Consider the following 24,000-nt stretch of genomic DNA (forward strand, 5'->3'; position numbering starts at 1 on the left):
TATTTTTCTATTTGGAGAAAGGGGGCGTAAGGATGTTGAAAAAGAGCCTATTCTTTTCTGTCCTGGTCTTGTTCCTGCTTGCTGCCTGCTCGGAAGCCGAGGGGACGGAACCATGGAAAGCAGCCGTCATCGGGAAGCTCCCTGATTTTTCCGATGAGACGGTGGATTTCTCCTCTTATTCCTTGAAGGAATGGACGGAGGACGGTTCGCTTTCCGACCAATACGATGCGTTATTTGTGATGCCCGATCAGTTTGCGGAAGCTTCACAGGATAAATATGTTTCCATGTTCAAAGAATCATCGGTGCCGGCAGTTTTCGTGAAATCGGAAAAGCGCCATCTTCCTTTTGTAACGGAGGGAATGGATTATGAAGCGACTCCGGATGCTGCGAAGGCTGATTACTTCGCCACTATTTATGAGTGGACCGGCGGGGAAGAGAACAGGGAGGATGTTTGGTATATCGAGGATACAGAGGACGATTCCGCCAATTATCAGCATCTTCTGGAAAAGCTTGCTTCGATTCAGTAAGGATGGACATAAACGAAAAGGCTGCCGATGGATAATCGGCAGCTTTTTTTTACACCTTGTTCGGTGCGGTCGGGCTGCGGAAAATGGGATGCTTTCCTGGATTTCTCGTCAGCCCCTTCTATTCAATTATTGGAATTGCGGTCGACGTAAGGAAAAATCGGATCTTTCAGATGGAACTCATAGGTGTTTCCGTCTACGATGCCGACTACTTTGTCACTGTCGTAAAGGTCCAGCAGGAAGTGGGCCATTTCTTTGGATGTATGGTACTTAGGCAAAGCCTCGTCATAGTTGAACTGATCGACATCCATTGCCTGCTTGGCAAATTCGGATTCGGTCGCGGCCGGAGCCAGTACTTTCGCCCGCATTTTCGCACCCATGCCTTTCAGCTCCTGGGCCAGTCCTTCTGTAAAGGCACTGACGAAGAATTTGGTGGCACAGTAGGTCACGGCGTTGGCTACGATCGTATATCCGCCACCGGACGAGATGTTGATCAGCTGTGTGCCTTCTTTTTCTGCATAATCACGTGCAAACAGAGAAGAAAGAATCGTCAATGCTTCGTTGTTTAATCGCAGCATCGTTTCAATCTTCGTCAGGTCATGCCCGGACACGGGATCGAAGTTGCCGAAACCGGCGTTGTTGACCCATGTCTCCAATTCATATTCCTTCAGGCTTTCATACAGGTCATACACCTGGTCGCTTTTGGAAAGGTCCGCTGTTTTGATGACGACCTCCACGTTCTTATCCAGTCCGTTGATCTCCTGCTTCAATTCTTTCAGCTGCTGCTCCCGTCTTGCCACAACGATGACGTTTTTGCCGCGGGCCGCGAAGGCGAGGGCTGTTTCATAGCCGATTCCTGAACTTGCTCCTGTAATAACCGTGTATTTCATGTGAATACCTCCAATGATTTTATGTTATGCTCCTAGCATAAGGCTTGAAGTGCACTTCAACGCAAGCATAAACACTTTCATTAACCGATTGGAGGAAAAGATATGTTTACAATTAGAGAAACGGCGGAGATGCTGGAGCTGAAACCGCACACGCTTCGGTACTATGAACGGGAAGGTATCATAACGAGTGAAAGAGATGAACAGGGGTACCGGACATTTACAGATGAACAGATCGGCTGGCTCCGCTTCGTGAAGAAGCTCCGGGAGACGCAGATGCCGATCCAACATATTAAAGAATATGCCGAGCTTTATGTAGAAGGGGAGCATACCTCCTCGAAACGCCTGGAGCTGCTGGAAGAACACCGCCGGGCCATCCAGGAACAGCTGCGGACACTGAAGGCGACCGAGGAAATGCTGGATCATAAGATCGAAACGTATAAAGAGTATCTAAGGGCAGGAGAGGAACATCCGACGACATAACATCTTTTTGAGGAGGCTTGTCATGAAGAAGGTCGCAGGTTTGTTATGTATGCTGCTGTTCCTTTTTCCCGCATGGTTCCGTTTTATACATACGAAACAGAAAAAGTGAAAAGCATTCGATTCACGGAAAAGGTGTCAGCTGACATTTCCTGTTTTCGTAATATGTAAGCACCATAAGTAATAGCGTAACGGAACGACCATCTGCGTGCTGAATATAGATGCGGGAGTTTTAAGAAACATTTTTACTATCGACGTGTGTCGTCCTCTTTATCTATTGAAATATCCAATCGTTGTTGATAATTGCTAACAAAAGAACCGCACAGAAAAACCCACTCTTGTCATTAAGAGTGGGTTTTTTTGCATTTCTTCCCGATAACGAGCGGTATTACTTTGTTGATTATTCTGGTGTCATACCAGCCATCATTGCTGCGAATGTCATAAGGCTTGCGGTGGCCAACAAGACGACCAGAGAAATAGAAGCCAACACTTTTTGTTTCTTGAATGACACGGCGGTCAATAGGATCGCGACAATCAAGAAAGTCCAAATGACGATGATCGACTGCGATCCGTTTAAAAACAACAAGGACGAGAATCCGGCAATCGGGACGATGCTGAACAGTAACATATAAATTCCAAAGAGTGTATCTTTATTTTTCATTGAAAATCCACCTTCCATTTTGAAACTTCTAACTCCGTACCCATTTTATAACAAAAAAACTGAATTTCAACTCATTTTGGCAGATAGAAAATTGCTGTCACACATTATATACCCTGATTTTCCAATTTGTAAGATACAGCCCTTTTTCCCGGATGCAGTGGAGAGTCTGAAACAATCGGGAACCCAACTCCTGCAGATTTTTTAAAGGAGGAGGGAGCCGACATTTTCCTCCTGGACGGATATGTGTACTCAAATGCGGAAGGTATCGAGTGGGTCGAGGAGTTGGCATACACAGCAGGCGGACAAATCGGGGAAATATCGAGGCAGACGGATAAAGCGGTCCTTTTCCGCAACGGAACGGCCAACCGACTTCCTGTGGGAACAAAGATTTACGAAACGGATACGCCGGTCTGCATGGCCGTGGTGGATGGCAGAAATCCACTCTATTTGAAGATGGTCGAATGGGGAGGGAGAATTTTATCGACCGGAATGACAAATCCCATTTTGGTATGGTGCTTTTTCATTGACGGGATGTAGAGTGCCGGTTGAGCGTTAAAAGATAGTCGGTACCAGGCCGCCGTCCATACGGATCGGGGATCCTTTAAATGCCGATGCATAAGGACTGCAGACGAATGTTGTCAGCCTACCTACCTCGGAGGGTCTGATGAATCTTTGTATCTCCGATTGAGGGAGGTTTGCGGCCATAAATGCCTTTTCTTTCTCTAAGAACGTCATGTCTTTATTATCGTACATTCCCTCAATAATCTGCTGCACATTCTCAGAGAGGGTCGGGCCTGGCATGATCGTATTGACGGTAACATCTTTTCCTCGTGTCAATTTAGATAAGCTTTTCGACAAAGATAACAGCATGGATTTTGTCATACAGTATTGTGGCATTTGTCCGGAAGGCATAACGGCTTCTTCACTGGCAATAAAGATAATTCGACCAAACTCCTTGTTCCGCATTTTAGGTAAATAAAATTTAGATAAACCATTTGCAGCAAGAACATTGGTATGGAAATATTTTTCCCATATTTCATCGGTAACGTCCTCATACTGCATGATTTCATAAATCCCCATGTTGTTTACTAAAAGATCAATATCGGGATACTTTTCGAATAAATGCTCCCGTTGTTCCACATCTGCAATATCGGCTGCCGCATTTTGAGGAGAGGTTGCAGGGAAAGCTGCTTGTATTTCCTTTACCACGCCTTCTACCTCTTCCTCCTTTCGGCCGTTAATAAGAACATGAACACCTTCTTTTGCCAGCTCCATAGCAATGGCTTTCCCTATCCCTTTTGTAGAACCGGTCACTAAAGCGGTTTTGTTGGCTAGTCCCATCTCCATCCTATACATCTTCCTTTCATTCAATAATAAAACTGAGCTTACGGAGTTTCACCTAAACGTTCCGTGCGCCAACGGGAAGGAGTATCCCCTTCCCAAAGTCGAAAAGCCCGATAGAACGAGTTTTGATCTTCATAACCAATCAGAAAGGCCACTTCACGAATATCGAGCGAAGGATCTGCTAAGTACTCACGTGCCAGCTCCTTCCGAACTTGTGTCAACAAATGTTTGAAGCTCGTCCTCTCCTCATGAAGCCGGCGCTGCAGGGTACGGTTGCTCATCCCGAGCTCCGCGGCGGCTGCTTCGATACCAGCACGTCCTCCCGGCAGGCTGCGTTTCAAAAACCACTTGACCATTTCTGTAACGGAATTACCGGATTGGTGCTCCGCAGCCGATTGATCCAAAACAGGAGTCAAGACTTCAAGCAGCTCTGCGTTATACGAGGCGAAAGGGAGGTCAAGGTCCTTTCGGTGGAGGATCAATGTATTCCTGTTTCCACCGGTTTGGACACGGCATCCGAAGTAAGCTTCAAGCGGCTGAACGTCGCCCGGCAAGCACGAAAGTTCCACGGATTTCGCAGTCAATGGACGACCAGTACCCCGCCGTCCTAACTCCAGAAGAAAGGCAAGCGTAATACCTGCTAACACCGCCGGACCAGGCTCATCTTTAGACATCCATCCCAGTTCGATAGAGCACTCATCACCATCTTCTGTGATCAGTAAACCCTCAGGAGGACACAGCCGCTTATAACGAACCATTCGAGTTAGAGCGTCGCGATAGTCACGAGCGTGATAAGCAGCTAAAACAGTCGGCGGAAAATGAACGGTTTCGAAGCCGGTCGACAGCCTGATGATTGCTTCAGACGTGTCCCCTATGAGATCAGAGTACGCCTGCCAGATGGATAGATACTGGGAGGAGGTGACCATCGGTTCATGAATTATGGTGAGTGGAAGTCCCGCTTTTCGGGCTATTTCATGAGGGGGCACCCCCATCTGTTGTACTCCCGTCCAAAATCCAGACGGAAATTTAATGCGGGTATCAGACGTCATTTCCTACACCTCCTTCGGCTGTCTACAGCCTGCCTTTGTTTATATCTACCTTGTTGGTAGGATACGTATCATCTTATCAATCGGGTGTTGTTTTGTAACTAGCAACAGGCGACATACAGCTAACAATTCCCGCCAAAATCTTTGAGAACCTTCTACTTTAAAAAGCGTGTCCTTGATAGTAAAAAATCTTTTAAACGATTGTAGAAGTCCAGAAGTATGTAAGGAAGAGAGTGAACAAACATGCCACTGGGAAACAAGTTCGTGGTGCTATCCAGAAATACTTGAAATAAGAGGAAAGGTTCTGTTCCGGGTGGGACAGAACCTTTTTGTGAATAAGCGGTTTTCACTAATAAATTTGTTTATTTGGCGTGGATATGTCACAATAAATTGTAATTAATATACAATTATGTAAGCTATTTTTTAGGAGGGATTGTATGGATGTAGTCATGTGGTTATTGCTTGCAGCAGTCTTAATCCCAGCAAACATATACGCAGTCAAATGGCACAGGAGCGGGAGAGTTCCTCTCTGGGCTTCGGGTCTTTTCACAGCCGTTTTGGGCATTGGACTCGGCTTTGCTGCTGGTTTGGTCCTGGTGGGTATCGGGGATTCCGGCCAAGGCGGGGGCTTCATGGCAGCTTTTATAGGTCTTGTTGCCGTAGGGAATGGTTTGCTTCTTTTTTTCATGGGGCTTGTATTGGTAATCGGGAAGCAATTTAATAAGAAGGATACGCCGGTATAAAGGAAGAATAACGGTTCGTAGATAAAAGAGGAGGAACTCCATGAAATTGGAAGTTCCTCTTCTTTGGTTGATCGTATGAACTCTATGCAACCTTTTAATAGGGTACTTCCCCCGCATAGTTTAACAGGATCGGTTCATTGTCTGTCATGGTCGCTTTATACAGGGTGATGTTTCCTTCCGGCGGTTCCGGGTCGTTTGAATGGCTTAGGAAGTTTTGGTTTAAAGCGATGGTCCATGCGGCTTCGCCATCTTTCAGCAGCACAATGGCCGTTGTACCGAATTGTACGGCTTTTCTCGCTTCGTAGGTTTCGGTCCTGCCGTCCTCTTTTATCGTTATTCCATCCGGACCGCTTGTGATGTGCGTGTTCTCTCCGGACCACTGTCCATACATAGAAGCGGACACATAAGAATAGGAGAGGTCGTTGTCCCGTGAACCATAGGTCCCTATATATTGGTGAATCGTGTCATCCTTTGCTTTGTAGGTCACGGCCGCTATATCATGATCCAGCCACTTCACTTGGAAGTCCTTTTTGGTTTCGTATGGGAGTTCATCCTGTGCCCGGGCGAGGATACCGAAAGCTGTCCGGTAATAGGTGGTTTTTCCTGTATCTTCATCTTCTTTCAGGACTAACGTATGCTTCCAATCCGGTGAAAAATCGGTTATTTGATGAATATGTCCGCTCTGTTTGACCATCATGACCATTTGGAAAGTAATCAGGCTGATGGTAAGTGCCAGGACGATCGGCAGGCGTATTTTCGTTGCGCGGAATAAAAGAAGCGCCGTGCCTGCGAGACAAATAATGATGATGCAGTTGACTACGTAAAAGAGGCGCATGTCTATGTATTCCACTCTCAACCTGGAATCGAGGAGAAGATAAGCCCCCTGCATGAGGAACAGACCGGCAGCTGCGAGCGGGAGAATGATTTTCATGACTTGTTTAAGTTGTTTCATCTGGTTCCACCACCTTATCAAACGTCCACGTCTGTCCACCGTCTTCGGAAAGGAATTTTCCTTTAACGAGCCCTCCTTCATAATCGCCGTTCGGCCCTTGTCCGATATGGATGGCTAAATGATCCTCTTCTTGGAAGGGCATCTCAGCCGTCACGAATACCCCGCTGTATTCCGGCGTGGCGTCGATAGCGGACTGCTCCCAGCTGTCTCCGCCGTTCTGCGTGACGTACAGGGTCGGTTCCTGCGGGTTAATCGTTCCGTAGGAGAGGAAGGCAGTTTCATCGTCGATGGCTCCTCCGTCATAGACGAGGCGTTCTGTATCCGGGCGGCCGATATCCTGCCAGGTTCGTCCGTCATCCGTGGTGAGATAGATGGCGGTGAGTTCGCTTGACATGGTCCGGCCACCGGAGAGAACGGCATACCCGAAATTCTCTGTAGGAAAAGCGATTTTCCTGAAACGCAGGCTGTAAAACTCATCGGTAATCGTTTGTTCCTCCCACGTCTTTCCGTGATCGAAGCTTGTAAGAAGTTTGACCGGCTCCGGTTCGTTGCTGGTGGCTTCGATATAAACGAAGGAGGTGCGGTTTTGGTCAAACGCGTAGCTGCCATCGATCAGCTGCTGTCCGCTTCCATTGTATTCGCCGTTAAACAGCATGGCGGTATCGAGGGGCACATCCTGCCAATGGTCCCCGCCGTCGTATGATATGAGCGGCTGCTCCTTTTCCAAAGAATAGGTGACGTCGCCTTCCGTATATCGTGACCCGTAGGATACCGTTTCTGATGCCCCGGCATCTTCCGCGGCCTCCGTTTTCGGTTCTGCCACAGGTGCTTGCGGGACGGTCGTCGTCTCTAAGAAAAAGGGACCGGCAAGGAGGCCGATCACCATAAACCCCGACATGACGATAAAAAGCTTCTTCATGTTTATCCTTCCTTCTCCTTCTTTCAGGTAAAATCTAACAATTTTTCATTCTACCGCATCCGAATACGATTGGCAATCCGTTCCTTTCCATTATGTTACAATGGAGAAAGATTGTTAGATTAACCTATACGGTTTCCTTTTTTCCTGCCCCCACTTGCTGCGCAGTCCATTTCTTAGAACGAACAACGCTCGGGAAGATACCACAGGGGAGGCTGGTCCAATGTAAATAACCCTTTTTTAAATCATGGCATTCGAAAATGATGAAAAAGGGGTAGGAAAAAATGAAATCCGTTTCTTTCCGGTCCTTATGGATCGGGCAGGCTTTTGCTAATCTTGGAGATGTTTTCTATATCGTCGGTATGATATCGATGATGTACTCGGTGTCACAGTCCGCTTTCTTCCTGGCGCTTTTGCCGTTCATTAATACGGTGGGGCGCTTCGCGAGCGGGTATTTGTCCCCGCTTTTGTTCGATAAATACCGGTTGAAAAGTCTGCTTTGCTTTTCGCAGATCAGTAAGACTGTCGTGTTCTTCGGGCTGGCGTTATGGCTCACTTGGACGGATGGTGTATTCAGTTTCGTCCTATTCGGCGTGTTCCTGCTCGCTTTTCTCGACGGCTGGGCGGATCCGGCAAGCAGAGCGATGCTGCCGAGACTTGTCGGGAAGGAGGAAATCGTCCGGGCGAACAGCCTCTTTTCTGTCGTCAGTCAAGTCATCCAACTGGGAGGCTGGGCGCTCGGCGGGGTTCTCGTTGCGTGGCTGGGAGGTCGTTCCGTCCTATGGGTTACGTTCCTTCTGTTTGTGGTTGCTTCAGGACTGATGCTCCTGATCCGTGATCGTACGAATGTGGCTGTCGGTACAGGGGGAGCCCCGGCTGCGTCGGTGTTGAAGCGAGGGTGGCAGGCGATTTGGCAGACGCCGGTTTTCCTGTCGATTCACATCGTTCTTTTCCTTGAATCGATGGCCAATGTCGTATGGATTGCCGCGATCATCTATGTGTTCGTCTCTGAAGTCCTTGATAAATCGGAAGCATGGTGGGGGTATATCAATACGACCTTCTTTATCGGCCTGCTGCTCGGCGGCCTGCTAACTGCGGTGTATGCGAGGCTGATGGAACGGCATCTGTTTCGAATGCTGCTCTGGTCGGCCATCGCTGTCAGCATCTTCACCGTCGTCTTCGGTTTGAACCGTGCTGCCATCATGGCGCTCGTCCTGTCTGTTCTCTTCGGCATCTGCGAACAGATCAAATCGATCGCGATGGAGACCTATCTTCAGAAGAAAGCCGAACCGGAAGATCTCCCGAATATTTACGGTGCGCAGGGAGCGCTGACTTCGCTGACGTTCGGTATTGCCTCTTTAACCATGGGAGCCTTGGCGGAGGCGTTCGGTGTACAGAGCGTCTTTTTGCTGGCAGGAGGACTGCTGGCAGCATCGGCCGGGTATCTCTTTTTCATGAGAGGGCGATTTCTGGTAACTCTTAAATCGGAGCATCAAGAGGAAAAAACGGTGTAAGGATGGATTAGAGCGGCAGCCCGGGTTGTGGGAGCCGCTCTTTTTTTATAGGCTCTGTTAAAGTGTGTGGTTGATATGGATTATTTAAATAAGTGTTCTGTAATAGGGGTATTTGTTCCTCGAAGTGGATGTTTATCTCGGAACTGAGTCTTTCGCTAAAGGGCAGGTTAGTTGAAGACTCAGTTTCGAGATATCCGCCTAAAAACCAATACTACAATAAAGGTTTTTCATCTTTTTTGTTGAATTATGGAAGAGTGTGGTACTTACATAAATTTGGAGGAATGAGATGGAAATTTATCAATTCAATAAGGAAAATGGAAAGAAAATCACAAAGTTTGATTCGAATTTTATTATGAATCGCATTACCCATACACAAAAAAGTGCTCATATTGGTGTCATGCATTTAGAAAAGAACGGAATAATCGGCTACCATCAAGCAGTAGTCCCCCAACTCTTATTAATAGTAAAAGGCGAAGGGATAGTAAAAGGAAAAGAAGATAGTTCTATCACTGTTAAAAGTGGTAATGCTGTTTATTGGGAAAAAGATGAATGGCATGAAACAAAAACAGAAGACGGTTTAACTGCTATTGTAATAGAAAGCGAAGAGTTAGATCCTACAGCAATGACTTTATTAGAATCTTGAACTCAAGTCATCTGTTAAATGGGACGTTTCTTTAAAAAATTTAAGGTTTTAAAGTGAAAAGGGGGTAGCTTATGTATCAATACTATAATGGTCTTGTAATTAGAGAAGGTGTAAAAGGTGTTCCTGGTAAATTTGTTGAAGAGCTATTTAAGGAGGCAGGTTGGGTAAGAGAAACCCCAAGTTGGCAAAAGGAAAAATTCACTCTCATGTTTGAGAATTCTACTTGGGCATTTACTGTTTGGGATGCCGATAAAATGATTGGGATGGTAAGGGTTATTTCTGATCAAATCATGGCGGCTAATATCATGGATTTAGTTGTTTCTTCAAACTATCGAGGTAAAGGGATTGGACAGAAACTTGTTGAACTATGTGTACAAAAACTCCCACATGGTGATTGGTTTGCCCATACTTCTACTAATAATTTTAGTTTTTACGAAAAATGTGGTTTCGAGGTTAAAGATTTATTTCAAAATGGAACATGCGCCTATTATGGATACATACAAGCTCGAATAGATGGGCATCGGTGATTACTAACGATTTGGTAATTATCTTGATTTCAAGTCATACAGAATAGGGGGCGATTGTTTAACAACGTCACCTGTAAACTGTATGTCTGAAAATATTTTATGGAAAAGTTTGAAAAAACTAGTTATTTGAAGTATGATACATTACAAGAAATCTGAGGTGAACAAAATGATATTTAATACATTTACTTACTGTTCACAACTACATCATCATATGTACTAGTCTTGCTATTCGATTTAAACATCGTACATAGGAAGACTATTTATCATGAACCGCATTTGATTAAGTTTTTCACTTAAATCAAGTGCGGTTTTTTTATATTCAAAATCACAGGAGGTATAACCATGAAGAAAATGAACTATCAAAATGTAAAAGGAACACAAGATTATATAGGGAGGGAAGAAGTAGTAAAAAGAAATATTAAAAGGACATTAGAAGATGTGTTTATTCAATATGGTTGTAAACCATTAGAAACACCGATCTTAAACTATACGGAGCTATTGGCTTCTAAATATGGCGGAGGTTCAGAGATATTAGAAGAAATGTACACATTATCAGATAGAGGGGAAAGAGATTTAGCATTAAGATATGACCTCACGATTCCTTTCGCTAAGGTTGTGGCGATGAATCCTACTTTGCGAATGCCCTTTAAGAGATACGAGATCGGGAAAGTGTTTAGGGATGGACCAATTAAAGAAGGAAGGTACCGCGAATTTACTCAATGTGATGTTGACATTGTAGGTGTTGATTCGCAGATAGCTGAAGCTGAATTAATGAGCATGGCTCTGGAAGCTTTTAATAGGCTAAAAGTAGATGTGACGATTCAGTATAATAATAGAAAACTGCTAGTCGGAATGCTAAAGGAATTTGGTTTGGCTGAAGAGATGACTAATAAGGTAATATTAGTTTTAGACAAGCTAGAAAAAATAGGGGTTAATGCAGTAATTTCTGAACTTGTAGAAAAAAATCTATCCAGTTCTATCATTGACCAAATCAGAACATTTTTGACTGATGAAAGGAATACCACTTTCAGCTATTTTGAATCTATTGCAAAACGAAGTGAGATGGTCAATCAAGGGTTGAACGAATTAAGAGATCTTGAATCTTATTTAGATATGCTTGGTGTTGAAACTCAGTGTATATTCAATCCATTCTTAGCAAGAGGCCTGGAGATTTATACTGGCACAATATATGAGATTTTCTTAGCTGATAAGTCAATAAATTCGAGTATTGGTAGTGGAGGTAGGTACAATAATGCAGTAAGTGGACTTATGGAAACAAATGAGGAATTTCCAACAGTAGGTATATCCTTTGGTTTAGATGTTATTTATGCTGCATTAAGTAAAGCTGATAATATACAAGTGAACTCGGATATAGATTATTACATAATTCCACTAGGAAAACCTAAGGAATCGTTACTTGTGGCAGATAAATTCAGAAAACAAGGCTTTAAGATTGAGTTGGAATTAGGTAATAAGAAATTAGGTAAAGCGCTTGATAAAGCAAATAAAGAAAATATTCCAAATGTGATTATCATCGGTGAGGAAGAAGTGAAAAATAATGAATTGAAGATGAAAAATATGGATTCTGGAATAGAAAGTATTGAGCCTTTTAGGTTTGTATGATTAAGTTATCATAAAATCAAGTCTTGAAATAAAGGGGGCGATTATTCAATAAGAATAATCGCTCTTTTTTATATAACAGTTTTTTGGAGATTCAGTTTGAGTTAACTCTTCTGCAATTCATATTCACTTGAATTTACATAATATTGGTAATAGTTTAGAGTTAAATATGATAGCGTTATCAATGAAGGGAGATAAATAGTCATGAATAAGAATAGTTTGACGGAAAGATTTAATAACTTTGCTGTCTTAGAATGTGAAGGATCTAGTGAACTTTATAAACGCTTAGCCTCAGAGATAGCTAAAGATGATGAAATGTTAACATTATGTCTAGAAGCAAGAGAAGGACAACCTATACCAAATTTACTTTTGGGTGCGGTCCACTATTTACTTCTCCAAGGTAGTGATCATCAACTCAAAGAATACTACCCAAGCATAGTAAATGAACCCAAAAAGGACAGTCATTTGTTTGAGACATTTAAAGACTTTTGCATAGAGAACTCAAGTAAAATAAAATCTATTCTAAAAAATAAACTTGTACAAACGAATGAAGTCCGCCGATGTGCTTATTTGTTTCCTGTATTCGGCTACGTCCATCAACAAACCAATAAACCTCTTTCCCTTATTGAAATAGGTACAAGCGCTGGTCTACAGCTTTTATGGGATCAGTATTCTTATTCCTATGGAAATGAAGAACTTTATGGAAACAAAGATTCTTATGTACATCTAACATCTACAGTCCGGGAAGGAGAGGTTCCACGAGACTTAATATCTTCAACACCTCCTGTAAATGATCGACGAGGTTTGGACTTACATGTTAGTGATCTTACTAGCGAAGAAGACTACCTATGGTTAAAAGCTTTAATATGGCCAGAACATGAAGACCGAATTGCAAACTTTGAGGATTCTGTAAAGCAACTAAGGTTACAACCTCCTCACCTCATTGAAGGGGATGGTGTCGGCCTATTAACAGAAGTCATAGAAGAAATACCTGCTGATACAACCCTGTGTATTTTCCATACTCATGTAGCTAATCAGATGCCAGAACCAGTTAAAGAAAATTTGTTACAAAAAGTAAATGAAGTAGGAAGACAAAGAGACGTTTTTCATATTTACAACAATATTGAAGACAGGAAATTGCATGTGGATTCAATTGTACAAGGAGTAACTAAAAGAGAAACTGTTGGTGAAACCGATGGACATGGTCGATGGTTTGATTGGAAACTATCTAATGAGGTCTTGACATAAACTATTCCATATTGGGCGTATCACGAGAGTGTTCGCCCTTGATACATAATCAAAAATATTGATTTTAAATGGGTTACTTACTTCAAAGTATCTCGAATTTGAGTCTTCGACTAACGGGGGCGATACTGAAAAATGAGCGATTATTTGAAGGAGGTTAAATCTTGAAAGAGATAATCAAATTAATTGAAGATAAAGAATTTAAAACAGCTCGTGAAAAACTTCTCCCATTAGTTAGAGAAAGTACGAAAAATGCGGAACTAAACTATTACAGTGCAGTTTCACATGATGCTTTAGGTATGGAGCGAGAAGCTATACCTTTCTACGAAGCAGCTCTTTCTTATGGGATAAATGGAGAGTTGCGTGAGCGTACATATGTACAATTGGGTAGTAGTTTGAGGTGTATTGGTGAATACCAAAAAAGTAAGGCTATATTAGAAGAAGGAGAAATCGAATATCCAGATAATCTAGCGATAAAAGCCTTCTTGGCCATTGTTATGTACAATTTAAACGAAGAAGAAAATTCAGTTAGAAGTTTGTTGGAAACATTAGTTAAAACATCGTCCGATCCCTGGATTAATAGCTACAGAAAAGCTATAGATTTCTATTCCGGCAAACTAAATCAAACATGGTGAAATATTCTGTTTTAAAGCAAATATCTTGATTTGAAGTTTTCCAGTATTGGGGGCTATCTTAAACAAGGTATCCCCCTCTATACTGATAATATTTATTGAGATATTACGCTTTATTTGAAATAATTGGGATGAGATGAACAGTGTCTATTAATTTTTATTTTGAGGTGGATTGAATGGAATACGCAGTTTCAGTAACAGATACGTCTTATACAGAAGAAATTGAAAAAAACGGACGACTCCTTTTAGAAAAACTTACCCATTTCTCACGTTCGCTAGAATCCATAACTACTTTTGGAACCCCGAGGGGAATCATTTTTCATGATTTGAAATCGGCTACGGAGCTTTATTCAACAATCCCTCTCCCTGCATATACATCAAGAGACTTAATACATATTAACCCGCTGATAGATACATGGAAGGACATTTTTTTATCAACGACTAGAGGGCTTGTAAAGGCTGAACAGTATTATAATGATCTTTCAATGGATGATATTGCTGTTATTGCAGCACATGAGTTAACTCACCATTCTGATTTTTTTAATTCTGAATTTGAAGATTGGGATGAAGAAGAGAATATGTGGTTTGAAGAAGGGATGTGTTTTTACATCCCACGTAAAATAATTTTATCAACGGAAAAATTCAATTCGATTATGGAGGTTGAGCGTAGTTTAATTGAGTTATATAAGGCAGACTATGGAGAATATACGATTGACCTTTTTGGTGAGTCTGGATATCGAGGTGGACATGACCTTGGTTATTCATCTGCTTTTTATGATTACTGGAGAAGCACTCATATCGTTCACGTATTGATTGATAAATATTGTGGTGGAGACATAGATAAGTTAATTAAATACTATAAGGATTGGGCAAATAATTCTTCTGAGATCAACCTCCAGAAGTTCTTTATTGAGAAGTTTAAACTATCTAAGCATGAAGCAAAGGAATTATGGTTGGGTGCGTAACCCTTTGAAATACTTTGAATTCAAGTCTTCAATAAACGGGGGCTTTAGTTTAATAAGCAAATTTATATAAAGAGGACTTCCATAAAATTGGAAGTCCTCTTTTATAGGTAATATCAACACTAAACTTTAACAGAGCCAAAAATTAAGAACTTAAGCAAAAGCTTATACAGAGTGGTAAGAAGATTATCCTCACTTGAGTGCTGCCCAAATACATGATTGGCTTAGAGATATCCGGACCTGGCAGTCGGTGGAAGTACGGTGAGATCATATGTTAAAGATATCGGGGAAGATTTGGCAGCCCTGAGCCTACCATTATAAAGAATTTTTGTTGGAACTGAATATGTTCTTATCATTCAGATATTATTTATGTAACACTAGTGATCATAGATCAATAAAAGATTAAGATATATTACCCTTATATCAGCTTTTTATAACAATAAGAATTGAACTTAAAAGTTAAACCTTTACTCCTAATCCAAAATAATAAATATACTATTTTGTATATTGTAATAAATTTGTAAAGAAGGGTGCATATTCTATGAGTTTTTTGAAAAAATTTGCTGTTGTAATGTTTAGTTCTTTGGTTTTGTTATCATCAATCCCTGTAGGTTCTGTTTTTGCTGCTGAAAATGATAGCCCATATTTTAATACTCCTAAACCTAGTGAGATCCTAAAGAATGGTGGTGCATCTACCCAAGTTGTTGTACAACCAGGTGGTGGGGTGACTGATGTTGACTGGACGACAAGAAGGACATTTAAAAGTAGTTTTAAAAGTGATCTCGCAGACGTCTCAGCATTAATTGGTGCTGTATCAGCTGCAGGCAAAATAACAACAGGTTTAGCTGAACCGATTGCGAATGTCATATGGGGGCACCACCTTCCAAATGTGTACTATATCCAACACAATCAATAGGGGATTAGCAGTTCAACTGGTGCACCATACACTAGAAATCTTACATACTATTATGATAGTAGTAGCTACAGTCATTTAATTGGGTTAGCTAAATCAGCACCTCAAAGAAGCACATACTAATTAAGATACACTATAGTGATTTTGGGAGTTTTGCCGATATGGATAGAATGGTATAATAATTCAAAACACCTTAGGAGGGGATAGCATTAAAAAGTCAATATTTTTCCTTTCCATAATTATTTTATTCTGCATAGGAACATTCATAGTGAATCACTCACACATAAGCAATGAACCTTGGTGGAATATCTTAATGGTTGGTTTAGTAATTACTGGTATTCTATATGCTTATTATGATAAAAAAGAAAGAAAAAAAGAGTGACCAGAAAAAGTATTTATTCCTTTTTAATAAACAATACCCCGAATAGTGGACTCTGATAATAAAATGTCCTTGTTCGGGGTATTTCTGTTATGGTATTTTTCAAAGTGTATTTCAAACGAAATATAAGCAGATAGCCAAAATATTAATCAGTATTCGCATTCACCTTCTTGTTGAAAAGAAAATAATGAATGGTAGGAGTTGAAAAATAGTCAGAAATGCTAATTAAACAAAATCCTCTCCTCAAAGTTTGTTCACGTTTATAGACTAAGTTATCAATGTTTTTAGGTTGGTTATATTTAGTCTATTTAAACTTTTAGACGTAAAACTTTCATAATAGAGGCTTTTAGCTTTTTCATTTTCAGAAATTTATTTACACATATAAATGTTTTTGCTCTTCTCTATCTTTCCACCTCTTAATAATGGAGTTGCAAGGTCAACCTCAGTTGCACTTCATTATCTATTCACTTCAATATTCGTGCTCCACTCGTCCAAATAAAGGCTGGAATAGAGCGGGGAGGAAGGAGATACATATTATTTGTTTCCATTAAAGAATGATTGCGATGCAATACTAAACTGGCCTGACCCATTGGAAGGATCTACGATACTAGGCTTTCTGGCATTTCCATCTGTACCCTTTATAATAATTGGCGCATCCTCACGGAGTCCATCCTGTTCAATTGACAGTATTTCTAAGAATCCTGGATATTCTTCCACAAGTTAAATAGAGGGGATTCTTCTATTGAGTTACTGAATAAATATGGTTTAACTCAATATTTTTCTGAATTAATAATTGCTAAACGGGGTTTTGAAAGAAAACCTAATCCTGCTACAATCTATCATTTAATTAATGAACATAATATGGATCAAACAGAAACGATAATGATTGGTGACAGAGATTTAGACTTGTTATCGGGTAAGAATGCAGGACTGGGGACATATCGTTACTATGAGTATAGCTGGTCTCATAGGTGTACTTATCGCTTCAGGAATAAAGAAAGTTTTAAAAAAAGAAGAAGATTAAACCGTTAAAATTTATTGCGCCAACAGGTGCGTTAGTTAAAACCAATAGGAAGATATCTCGTGTTCAAGTCTTCCACATTATGGGGCGATTATCTAAAAAGATAGTCGCTCTCTTTTATCATAAGTATGGTTGATAATGGTAATTGATTTTGCAATAATGAAATAATTATCTTGGAAGGTTAAAGGGGGACAATAGAGTGGTTAAGTATCCGCCAGCATTAGAAAAAGATGACGAGATTGCTGTAACAGCTCCTTCAAGTGGGGTAGAAGAGCAATTACATATGTTAGTACATAAAGCTAAAGAAAACGTCGAGAATAAAGGGTTCATAGTAAAAATAGGTGAGACAGTATGGACAGAAACTAAATCTAGAAGTGCTAAGGCATCTATAAGAGCAAAAGAGCTGATCAAATTTCTGGAGGATGAAAATGTTAAGGCAATTATCCCTCCGTGGGGAGGACAGTTTTCCATGGAAGTCTTACCTATGATTGACTGGAATTACATTAAGAGCTTGCCCCCTAAATGGATACTGGGTTATTCAGATGTTAGCACGATCTTGTTAGCATATACGACGATAACTGGGAATGCTTCAGCACATGGAACGAATTTTAATGAGTTATCAGCTCCTAAATGGGACGAGCTTACTACAAAATGGACGGACGTTTTAGGCTGTAATAAAGGTCAGGATGTGATTCAATACTCCTCAAATCAATACCAATCATCTTGGACTCAAACATTTGAGAACCCAGCTACAGGTTTTTACTTTGATACAGCAACAGAGTGGAAATCACTTACCGGTCAGAAATCTCATGAGTTTTCAGGAAGATTACTGGGAGGTGTCATGAATACATTACAAACCTTGATTGGTACTCCTTACGATAAGGTAATGGAATTCACTACTCAACATGCCAAGGAGGGAGTAATTTGGTACTTGGAATCTGTTGATTGGAGTGCTGCAGAGATATATAGGTGTTTGTGGCAGATGAAATATAGTGGATGGTTTAAGAATGTCAATGGAGTACTTATAGGAAGAGCGAGTGGGTACTCACCAACCAAAGATTTCGAATTAGAGGATGCTTTGATGAATGTTTTTGGAAAAGAGATACCAGTTATATATGACGCAGATATTGGACATATGCCTCCACAGAATATACTCGTAAATGGAGCATACTCAACGGTAACTTATCAAGATGGAAAAGGGACTATAAGGATGCAGTATATTTAGGTATATCTCGAATTCGAGTCTTAAACAAACGGGGGCAATAGGTGAAGAATGAAGTTAGGTAGGGGGGCTGTATTTGAACATAGATACTGATTCATTGGTTACTTTCCTTATTACGTGGGGAATACCAACTTTTATGGTTGTTAGAACTTATTTAAAAATGGATTCAGATGATAGGAACTCCGCAAAGAAGGATTTTAAATCGGCACATTTTGTTTTCACAATCGGGTTACTTGTAATAGGTTATTTTTTCGCTTCTATTGGAAATCTACTGACACTAAATATCATAAAGTTACCTGGGATTTTCTTAATGATCATAGCAGGTATTACAATTACGGTGGATATGTGGAGAAAAAATAAAGCTAAAAGTATGTTAACACCAATACTTATTGCAGTTGCAATCTTCTTCTTGATTAAACCGTAGTGACACAGTATTCATTTTTGTGCTAACGGAAGCGTTCGTTGAAATTTTGCTTAATATATCTTGAATTAAAGTCTTAATGAAACGGGGCTTTAATTAAATAATGTCTATCGCAAATTATGTCTTAAATGGTAGTGAAAGGAGGATTTTATGAGCTTTTGGACCTGGATAGCAATTGCTATCGCCTTGATCAGTGGAATACTTTTTTCTAACTCTTCTAAGAAAAAGACTGAAAGAAAACATATAGTTGCACTTACTTGGTTTATCATCGCAGTAATCTTATTTTTTGTATGGTGGTTTACACGTTGACTTAATACAGTTAATTAGTTCATAGCTCTATTTGAAGACATCTCGACACTGAGTCTTCAAGTAACGGGGGCTTTATTATTAAAGAGGAAAGGAAATTTGATGAATTTCAGTTATGTGAAGTTTGAAGTGTTATTACCAGAAGAATACATTGTACCTTTACGTGACCAACTGAGCAATAATAAAGTATTAACTGTTGGAGAGTATGATCATGTAGTTTCTTATACTGAAACCAAAGGGTACTGGAGGCCCCTAGAATCTTCAAACCCTTATTCAGGTGAAAAGAATAAAGTAACATTTAGATCAGAGTGCAAAAATGGAATTTAAGTTGCCTTACAAGAGCATAGAGGAGCTTAGAATAATTACGTAGCTTTTAGAATGATACTTTGATATCGAGTCTTAAAGTATAGTGACCTTTAGTGAAGGTAAGATACATGATGTCTCGTACAAAAAGAGCCTTAGTAAGACTAAGACTCTTTAAGAATCAGTCCCATATGTCAGCTCTTTCAACACCAGCAGACCTTAAGTAATCTAAGAGTTGACCAGTATGTATAGATTCGTGATAAGCAATTCTCAATAGCATATCTCCTAGTTCTCGGATGTACCCGACATTGGATCGATCTATCTGTATGTTTGATAAATCATTTTCACTGAATGTTTGGATGGTCTTAATAAATTCATCCCTCAGAGACTGTGAAAAGTCGACTTCATCCTCTGGAGATATTAACGGACGATTTGTAAACGGTGACTCAAAGTCAGGAACGCTACCCTGATTCTTTATAGCTAAATGGTAATAATGTTCTGACTCTAATACATGACGAATCATTTCTAAGCATGACATGGCGTTGATATCTGGACGCCAGTTATAGGCTTCTTCAGGAATTGACTTCCACACTTTGAGACTTCTTCTTCTAACTTCGTTTAAATTTAAAATAACCAAATCAATTGAATTCAATTTTTTCCCTCCTCTTCAATTATCATACTAGAACAAACGTTCTTTTGGAAGAGAGTAATTAAAGACGTAATTCGACGTTTTTATGTAACATATCTCAGTGTCGAGTCTTCCTGTAACTGGGACTTTTCAGGATTACAAAAAGATCTTGTTATTGCTTTTTGAGGTAAGGATTTAGTTGAATATAGAAATAATGTACTTTGGAGGAGGAGAGAAGGATTCAAGAGAAAATCAACTTGTGGTCATTTTTCTTTTCAATTATTTGTGTGATTTTGTTTCTAACATTTTCTTTCTCAGGTTGGTTCAGTAATTCCAAAATGATGGGTATTCACCCTTTCACTTTAATTTTATTTATTACGTTATTTACATTTCTGGCTGGTGTATTTGGTTTTTCTGGTGTTAGAGACTGGAAGGGTATGGCAAGAAGTGTATTTTCAATAATAGTAACACTTAGTTTATCAGCGTTTCTGGGTTGTGTTTTACTATTTGGAAGTTTATTTAACTAATGAGTGTTAAAGAAAATAATAAGATATAACATGATATCAAGTCTTATAAACCGCGTGCAATTATCCAGCAAGGGTAGTCACTTCCTTACTCAGTATAGGGCAGTCAGTAAGCAACCGGACTTTGGTAAAGGGAAAAAAGATCTTTGGAAAATAAAAAGGCTACTTTCTAAAAAATAAAAGAACCAAAAAAGCTTGGTTCTTTAATCTCTCATGGACCCCGCCTCACGAGACGTCATATCCCCTACACCTTTGCTTACATCCTGTTGAATTTCCTGTCTTACTTTTTTTGGATCTGTTCCTGAACAGCCTGCCTTCATCGTTGATTTCTGTACCTCTTTTTGTTCCCCATTAATTCCGGGTGTTATCTGGTTCTTTTTCATTTACCAATCACCTCCATGTCAGTAGGTTTGGCAAGAAATTCAAGATTATCCCTAATTAGAAAAGCTAGCATTGTTTTTGAATGTGAATAGGAGGAATATGTAAAAAGTACTTAAATACATGTGATACTCTTGCAGTGTGCCTCTAAAATTGGCTAACGGACAGGATTTTAGAAGACATACAATGTTGGGGAAATGGGTACGGAAGTGAAATTCTGGAAGGTCTTTTGACATATTGCTTCGACGATTTGAAGGTAAAGAAAGTGAAGGCAGAAGTCGAAGAAGAAAATATCTACTCTGTTCGTATACTGGAGAGTTCTCTTTTGAATTATGTAAGAGAATACTATGAAGGGGATAATCTTGTACGCCTTTATGTCATTGAAAAGGATTAATTTTTTAAATCTCATCTATACGATTTGCTAACTATTTGCAACATCAGTTGTATAAGACTATGAAGCACTCACAAGAAATGATTTTCCATATCAGTTGTTAAACCTATTTAACTGATGGAGCAGTAAACTTTAATAAATATAGGGGTGTAGAAATGTGGGTAATATTTGGGGTTATTGCCATAGTAGTTACTGTTGTAAACCTTTTTTTGTATGCAGCAGGAAAGGATTATAAGCTTGCTATGGCGATGGCATTATCATTTACAGCATTAACAATTTGTGCAGATTACAGTTATCTAAATCGGTGGATAGAAGCAGAAGATTGGGCGGCTATATCGGATGTAGTACCTGGTATGACAACGGTATTTTGGTTTTTGACAATTGTTTCTATCTTACTGAATATATCACCTATACTTTTAGAACGAATAGGTAAGAAATAAAACGGGGTCTTTGTTGAATAAACCCTCGCAGAACCTTTTCATAAGAAAATAGGCTTGAGCCGAGGTGTTAGTTTTGAAATAATTGGCAGTAGAGATGGGGAGGTGGAAGCAATGCAGAAGGAACCGTTCAATGATGCCGTGGAGCACCAGTAGAAGATAGAAGGATCGCCTGCACCTGGTGACGGGACGCTTCCTTTGCCGATCCGGATCATCGGTTACGTTTTGTTGGGAGCTTTGCACTGATGCTGATCCTTGGGCTGCCTGGTCATGTTCTTTTTTAAGGAAGGATCAGTGAAAGCCGAATAGCTGCTTATGTACGATATGAATACGGACATAATCGGTGACGAGACGTGATAAAAAAGGAGGTCGGGCCATGTGTACATAAGGGATTGCATTTACGGAGAATCGGAAGTGGACGGAGTGTTGGAGCGACTGATCAACAGTGCGCCGGTGCAGCGTTTGAAAGGGGTCCATCAGGCAGGAGCCGCCTATCTGGTGGAAGAAACGTGGGACGTCAGCCGGTTCGAACATTCGATTGGAGTCATGCTTCTGATCCGGAAGCTTGGAGGATCGGTGGAAGAACAGATCGCAGGACTCCTGCATGACGTATCGCACACGGCTTTTTCCCATGTGGTCGATACCGTGTTTGATAATAGAGCAGAGGACTACCATGAACAAATTTTCGATTCAGTCGTCCGGCATTCGGAAATTCCTGACATTTTGGAAACGTACGGATATCGCTGCGAAGATCTTCTGGACGACAGCAGGTGGACGCTGTTGGAGCGGCCTTCGCCTGAACTGTGCGCCGACCGCGTCGATTACACGCTTCGTGATATGTACCGCTACGGTAAGATCACGAAAGAAGAGGTAGAGAGGTTTCTTGAAGAGCTTGTAGTAGTGGACGGAAGTATGTATGTCTCCTCCGTGGCTGCCGGTGAGTGGTTTGTCGAGACGTACTATAAGGAAGTCATCGACTTTTTCCTTGATCCGTTGAACATCTACAGCTACGACCGGCTTGCGGAAGTGTTGAAGCTCGCTATGGGTGAAGGGATTTTAACGACAGACGATTTTCTTCTGGAGGATGAGGCAGTAATAAGAAAGATTAAAAAAGCAGGAGACAGCAAAATTCTTCAGATGCTGGCTACTCTGCATTCCGATGTGGAGGTAGTGATCGATGAAGAGGACTATCATATCCACCGGGTGAACAAGATCAGGCTGATCGATCCTTCTGTGTGGAAGGGAGCAAAGCTCACCCCGGTTTCGGAGCTTTCCTTCAACGTGAGGCAAAGGAATGAGGATGCGGAAAAGAGGGCGAGGAGAGGGACGTTTGTCCGTGTTTTATCTGCTTAGTTGTCATAGGCATCGTCGTTGCGGCCTTTCTATAGCTTGAAAAATCGAAGGGAGACAGTTCAGATGAAGACGAATCGACAGCAATCTTTTACGGGGCTTCAGCGGGAGGCCGTCGCACTCGTTGAGAATAAGCAATGCGATGCAGCGCTTGAACTTCTGGAAGAAGGAAAAGCGCAATATCCAGAACGCCTGCCCAGGATTGGTCATTGGAAAGCGGGCATCGACATGCTTTTGGGGGAGAAGGACAGGGCTGTCACAGAGCTTCAGCAGGTGCTTGATCAAGGAGTATGGTGGAATCCGTCCTTGCTGGAACAGGATGAGGAACTTGCCCCATTGCAGGGATCCAAGGAATTTCAGCGTATCCTGAGTCAGTGCGCCGAGCGGTTTGAAGAAGCTGATCGCGCAGCCAGCGCGGAGCTTGAAACGACAGGTAATCCGGAAGCGGATGTTGCTATAGTTGCCCTGCATTGGAAAGGCTCCAACGCGGCTGACTTTGCAGTTCAATGGAGCGACCCGGTGATTCTCGCGCGTTATTTCTTCGGCTTCGTTCAGTCCTCGCAGGTATTCAGCAAAGATATCTACCACTGGGACGATCCAGATACGGCTGCGGCCGATGTTACGTCTATGTATCAGCGTTTCTATCAAAGCTTTCCAACAGAGAAAAAGCGGATTCTCGCGGCGGGCGCCTCCCAGGGAGGAAAGACCGTCATCGAACTGCTTCTCCAAAACAAGCTGCCTGAAGTCGAAAGCTTCCTCGCTTTTGTTCCGTCGTTTACAGATGTGGACGAGCTTGCAGCACTTATCGGGGATCAGGATGTATCGGACGTGAAAGGGTGCGTCATTACGGGGGATGAAGATCCTTTTTATGAGGAGACGAAGAAAGTGGTCGAACTTCTTCAGTCCAAGGGAGCTGACTGCAGGTTGATGGTCATCGAAGGGATGGGGCATACGCTCCCGGATGAACTGACCGAAAACCTGCAGGAGGTTGTAGATTATTTAGAATAATCATTAGAATCGTTTGTCGCAAG

General features: G+C 41.3%; 28 protein-coding genes. 20 read left to right on the top strand and 8 right to left on the bottom strand.

Annotation, left to right across the window (positions count from 1 at the left end; all coding sequences use genetic code 11):
* Window positions 1–32 precede the first annotated feature (32 nt).
* Entirely contained in the window at window positions 33–527 is a 495-nt protein-coding gene (locus tag QRD89_RS07380; protein ID WP_286096637.1) for a hypothetical protein, read from the top strand.
* Between the two features lie 122 nt (window positions 528–649).
* Here the strand turns inward: QRD89_RS07380 and QRD89_RS07385 are convergent, their stop codons facing one another.
* On the bottom strand, window positions 650–1,414 hold the full coding sequence (locus QRD89_RS07385) for an SDR family NAD(P)-dependent oxidoreductase (protein WP_286096638.1): 765 nt from the start codon (window positions 1,412–1,414) through the stop codon (window positions 650–652).
* Window positions 1,415–1,516: 102 nt separating this feature from the next.
* Between QRD89_RS07385 and QRD89_RS07390 the strand changes: the two genes are divergently transcribed.
* A complete protein-coding gene (locus QRD89_RS07390) occupies window positions 1,517–1,894 on the top strand; it encodes a MerR family transcriptional regulator (protein ID WP_286096639.1) in 378 nt (125 codons plus the stop codon).
* Between the two features lie 397 nt (window positions 1,895–2,291).
* On the opposite strand, the gene QRD89_RS07395 is transcribed toward QRD89_RS07390, so the two are convergent.
* On the bottom strand, window positions 2,292–2,552 hold the full coding sequence (locus tag QRD89_RS07395) for a hypothetical protein (RefSeq protein ID WP_062515826.1): 261 nt from the start codon (window positions 2,550–2,552) through the stop codon (window positions 2,292–2,294).
* A 243-nt stretch (window positions 2,553–2,795) separates the two neighbouring features.
* On the opposite strand from QRD89_RS07395, the gene QRD89_RS07400 reads away from it, so the two are divergent.
* The gene (locus QRD89_RS07400; RefSeq protein ID WP_286096640.1) at window positions 2,796–3,089 is read left to right on the top strand and encodes a hypothetical protein; all 294 of its coding nucleotides are present in this window, start codon (window positions 2,796–2,798) and stop codon (window positions 3,087–3,089) included.
* 15 nt (window positions 3,090–3,104) lie between these two features.
* On the opposite strand, the gene QRD89_RS07405 is transcribed toward QRD89_RS07400, so the two are convergent.
* A complete protein-coding gene (locus QRD89_RS07405) occupies window positions 3,105–3,899 on the bottom strand; it encodes an SDR family NAD(P)-dependent oxidoreductase (RefSeq protein WP_286096641.1) in 795 nt (264 codons plus the stop codon).
* Between the two features lie 38 nt (window positions 3,900–3,937).
* The gene (locus tag QRD89_RS07410; protein ID WP_286096642.1) at window positions 3,938–4,945 is read right to left on the bottom strand and encodes an AraC family transcriptional regulator; all 1,008 of its coding nucleotides are present in this window, start codon (window positions 4,943–4,945) and stop codon (window positions 3,938–3,940) included.
* A 434-nt stretch (window positions 4,946–5,379) separates the two neighbouring features.
* Here QRD89_RS07410 and QRD89_RS07415 point away from each other — a divergent pair, with 434 nt between their 5' ends.
* The gene (locus tag QRD89_RS07415) at window positions 5,380–5,685 is read left to right on the top strand and encodes an inner-membrane translocator (RefSeq protein ID WP_286096643.1); all 306 of its coding nucleotides are present in this window, start codon (window positions 5,380–5,382) and stop codon (window positions 5,683–5,685) included.
* 94 nt (window positions 5,686–5,779) lie between these two features.
* On the opposite strand, the gene QRD89_RS07420 is transcribed toward QRD89_RS07415, so the two are convergent.
* Both QRD89_RS07420 and QRD89_RS07425 read right to left on the bottom strand, forming a co-directional pair.
* Window positions 5,780–6,637 carry a hypothetical protein gene (locus QRD89_RS07420; RefSeq protein ID WP_286096644.1) on the bottom strand — a complete coding sequence of 286 codons (858 nt, stop codon included), beginning with the start codon at window positions 6,635–6,637 and terminating at the stop codon, window positions 5,780–5,782.
* A complete protein-coding gene (locus QRD89_RS07425) occupies window positions 6,624–7,556 on the bottom strand; it encodes a WD40/YVTN/BNR-like repeat-containing protein (protein WP_286096645.1) in 933 nt (310 codons plus the stop codon). The genes QRD89_RS07420 and QRD89_RS07425 overlap by 14 nt, the downstream gene beginning before the upstream one ends.
* A 281-nt stretch (window positions 7,557–7,837) precedes the next feature.
* Here QRD89_RS07425 and QRD89_RS07430 point away from each other — a divergent pair, with 281 nt between their 5' ends.
* The 12 genes from QRD89_RS07430 (at window position 7,838) to QRD89_RS07480 (ending at window position 19,285) form a co-directional block, all read left to right on the top strand.
* On the top strand, window positions 7,838–9,067 hold the full coding sequence (locus QRD89_RS07430) for an MFS transporter (protein WP_286096646.1): 1,230 nt from the start codon (window positions 7,838–7,840) through the stop codon (window positions 9,065–9,067).
* Between the two features lie 286 nt (window positions 9,068–9,353).
* Window positions 9,354–9,710, top strand: coding sequence for a cupin domain-containing protein (locus QRD89_RS07435; RefSeq protein ID WP_286096647.1), 357 nt, complete (start codon window positions 9,354–9,356; stop codon window positions 9,708–9,710).
* Window positions 9,711–9,781: 71 nt separating this feature from the next.
* On the top strand, window positions 9,782–10,237 hold the full coding sequence (locus tag QRD89_RS07440; RefSeq protein ID WP_286096648.1) for a GNAT family N-acetyltransferase: 456 nt from the start codon (window positions 9,782–9,784) through the stop codon (window positions 10,235–10,237).
* 342 nt (window positions 10,238–10,579) lie between these two features.
* Window positions 10,580–11,860, top strand: coding sequence for a histidine--tRNA ligase (locus QRD89_RS07445; RefSeq protein ID WP_286096649.1), 1,281 nt, complete (start codon window positions 10,580–10,582; stop codon window positions 11,858–11,860).
* 201 nt (window positions 11,861–12,061) lie between these two features.
* On the top strand, window positions 12,062–13,105 hold the full coding sequence (locus QRD89_RS07450) for a DUF2332 domain-containing protein (RefSeq protein ID WP_286096650.1): 1,044 nt from the start codon (window positions 12,062–12,064) through the stop codon (window positions 13,103–13,105).
* A gap of 161 nt (window positions 13,106–13,266) precedes the next feature.
* Entirely contained in the window at window positions 13,267–13,737 is a 471-nt protein-coding gene (locus QRD89_RS07455; protein ID WP_051348971.1) for a tetratricopeptide repeat protein, read from the top strand.
* Between the two features lie 173 nt (window positions 13,738–13,910).
* Window positions 13,911–14,699, top strand: a complete 789-nt coding sequence (locus QRD89_RS07460; RefSeq protein ID WP_286096651.1) for a hypothetical protein — start codon at window positions 13,911–13,913, stop codon at window positions 14,697–14,699.
* Between the two features lie 538 nt (window positions 14,700–15,237).
* Window positions 15,238–15,612 (top strand): hypothetical protein, encoded by a 375-nt coding sequence (locus QRD89_RS07465; protein WP_286096652.1) that lies wholly within the window; start codon window positions 15,238–15,240, stop codon window positions 15,610–15,612.
* 1,117 nt (window positions 15,613–16,729) lie between these two features.
* Complete coding sequence (locus tag QRD89_RS19230; protein ID WP_353477951.1) at window positions 16,730–17,020, top strand: HAD-IA family hydrolase; 291 nt, start codon at window positions 16,730–16,732, stop codon at window positions 17,018–17,020.
* 188 nt (window positions 17,021–17,208) lie between these two features.
* Window positions 17,209–18,234: a S66 family peptidase gene (locus QRD89_RS07470; RefSeq protein ID WP_286096653.1), complete on the top strand. Its 1,026-nt coding sequence runs from the start codon at window positions 17,209–17,211 to the stop codon at window positions 18,232–18,234.
* Between the two features lie 73 nt (window positions 18,235–18,307).
* Complete coding sequence (locus tag QRD89_RS07475; protein ID WP_286096654.1) at window positions 18,308–18,655, top strand: hypothetical protein; 348 nt, start codon at window positions 18,308–18,310, stop codon at window positions 18,653–18,655.
* Window positions 18,656–19,057: 402 nt separating this feature from the next.
* Window positions 19,058–19,285, top strand: coding sequence for a hypothetical protein (locus QRD89_RS07480; protein WP_286096655.1), 228 nt, complete (start codon window positions 19,058–19,060; stop codon window positions 19,283–19,285).
* 157 nt (window positions 19,286–19,442) lie between these two features.
* Here the strand turns inward: QRD89_RS07480 and QRD89_RS07485 are convergent, their stop codons facing one another.
* Together QRD89_RS07485 and QRD89_RS07490 are read right to left on the bottom strand one after the other, a co-directional pair.
* Window positions 19,443–19,913, bottom strand: a complete 471-nt coding sequence (locus QRD89_RS07485) for a DinB family protein (protein WP_286096656.1) — start codon at window positions 19,911–19,913, stop codon at window positions 19,443–19,445.
* 703 nt (window positions 19,914–20,616) lie between these two features.
* Entirely contained in the window at window positions 20,617–20,796 is a 180-nt protein-coding gene (locus QRD89_RS07490; RefSeq protein ID WP_062513186.1) for a hypothetical protein, read from the bottom strand.
* Between the two features lie 176 nt (window positions 20,797–20,972).
* Here QRD89_RS07490 and QRD89_RS07495 point away from each other — a divergent pair, with 176 nt between their 5' ends.
* The 4 genes from QRD89_RS07495 to QRD89_RS07510 all read left to right on the top strand — a co-directional run bounded on the left by QRD89_RS07495 (window position 20,973) and on the right by QRD89_RS07510 (window position 23,977).
* Window positions 20,973–21,185, top strand: coding sequence for a GNAT family N-acetyltransferase (locus QRD89_RS07495; RefSeq protein WP_286096863.1), 213 nt, complete (start codon window positions 20,973–20,975; stop codon window positions 21,183–21,185).
* Window positions 21,186–21,337: 152 nt separating this feature from the next.
* Complete coding sequence (locus tag QRD89_RS07500; RefSeq protein WP_026578577.1) at window positions 21,338–21,622, top strand: hypothetical protein; 285 nt, start codon at window positions 21,338–21,340, stop codon at window positions 21,620–21,622.
* Between the two features lie 375 nt (window positions 21,623–21,997).
* Complete coding sequence (locus QRD89_RS07505; RefSeq protein ID WP_286096657.1) at window positions 21,998–22,972, top strand: HD domain-containing protein; 975 nt, start codon at window positions 21,998–22,000, stop codon at window positions 22,970–22,972.
* 63 nt (window positions 22,973–23,035) lie between these two features.
* Window positions 23,036–23,977: an alpha/beta hydrolase gene (locus tag QRD89_RS07510; RefSeq protein WP_286096658.1), complete on the top strand. Its 942-nt coding sequence runs from the start codon at window positions 23,036–23,038 to the stop codon at window positions 23,975–23,977.
* Window positions 23,978–24,000: the final 23 nt, after the last annotated feature.

The organism is Halobacillus sp. ACCC02827 (genome assembly GCF_030291935.1).
Lineage (GTDB): Bacteria > Bacillota > Bacilli > Bacillales > Halobacillaceae > Halobacillus.

Excerpts from the sequence above, each read along its gene's own strand:
- QRD89_RS07380 (WP_286096637.1), top strand. The coding sequence starts at position 33 with ATGTTGAAAAAGAGCCTATTCTTTTCTGTCCTGGTCTTGTTCCTGCTT.
- QRD89_RS07385 (WP_286096638.1), bottom strand. The coding sequence starts at position 1,414 with ATGAAATACACGGTTATTACAGGAGCAAGTTCAGGAATCGGCTATGAA.
- QRD89_RS07390 (WP_286096639.1), top strand. The coding sequence starts at position 1,517 with ATGTTTACAATTAGAGAAACGGCGGAGATGCTGGAGCTGAAACCGCAC.
- QRD89_RS07395 (WP_062515826.1), bottom strand. The coding sequence starts at position 2,552 with ATGAAAAATAAAGATACACTCTTTGGAATTTATATGTTACTGTTCAGC.
- QRD89_RS07405 (WP_286096641.1), bottom strand. The coding sequence starts at position 3,899 with ATGGAGATGGGACTAGCCAACAAAACCGCTTTAGTGACCGGTTCTACA.
- QRD89_RS07410 (WP_286096642.1), bottom strand. The coding sequence starts at position 4,945 with ATGACGTCTGATACCCGCATTAAATTTCCGTCTGGATTTTGGACGGGA.
- QRD89_RS07415 (WP_286096643.1), top strand. The coding sequence starts at position 5,380 with ATGGATGTAGTCATGTGGTTATTGCTTGCAGCAGTCTTAATCCCAGCA.
- QRD89_RS07420 (WP_286096644.1), bottom strand. The coding sequence starts at position 6,637 with ATGAAACAACTTAAACAAGTCATGAAAATCATTCTCCCGCTCGCAGCT.
- QRD89_RS07425 (WP_286096645.1), bottom strand. The coding sequence starts at position 7,556 with ATGAAGAAGCTTTTTATCGTCATGTCGGGGTTTATGGTGATCGGCCTC.
- QRD89_RS07430 (WP_286096646.1), top strand. The coding sequence starts at position 7,838 with ATGAAATCCGTTTCTTTCCGGTCCTTATGGATCGGGCAGGCTTTTGCT.
- QRD89_RS07435 (WP_286096647.1), top strand. The coding sequence starts at position 9,354 with ATGGAAATTTATCAATTCAATAAGGAAAATGGAAAGAAAATCACAAAG.
- QRD89_RS07440 (WP_286096648.1), top strand. The coding sequence starts at position 9,782 with ATGTATCAATACTATAATGGTCTTGTAATTAGAGAAGGTGTAAAAGGT.
- QRD89_RS07445 (WP_286096649.1), top strand. The coding sequence starts at position 10,580 with ATGAAGAAAATGAACTATCAAAATGTAAAAGGAACACAAGATTATATA.
- QRD89_RS07450 (WP_286096650.1), top strand. The coding sequence starts at position 12,062 with ATGAATAAGAATAGTTTGACGGAAAGATTTAATAACTTTGCTGTCTTA.
- QRD89_RS07460 (WP_286096651.1), top strand. The coding sequence starts at position 13,911 with ATGGAATACGCAGTTTCAGTAACAGATACGTCTTATACAGAAGAAATT.
- QRD89_RS07465 (WP_286096652.1), top strand. The coding sequence starts at position 15,238 with ATGAGTTTTTTGAAAAAATTTGCTGTTGTAATGTTTAGTTCTTTGGTT.
- QRD89_RS07490 (WP_062513186.1), bottom strand. The coding sequence starts at position 20,796 with ATGAAAAAGAACCAGATAACACCCGGAATTAATGGGGAACAAAAAGAG.
- QRD89_RS07500 (WP_026578577.1), top strand. The coding sequence starts at position 21,338 with ATGTGGGTAATATTTGGGGTTATTGCCATAGTAGTTACTGTTGTAAAC.
- QRD89_RS07510 (WP_286096658.1), top strand. The coding sequence starts at position 23,036 with ATGAAGACGAATCGACAGCAATCTTTTACGGGGCTTCAGCGGGAGGCC.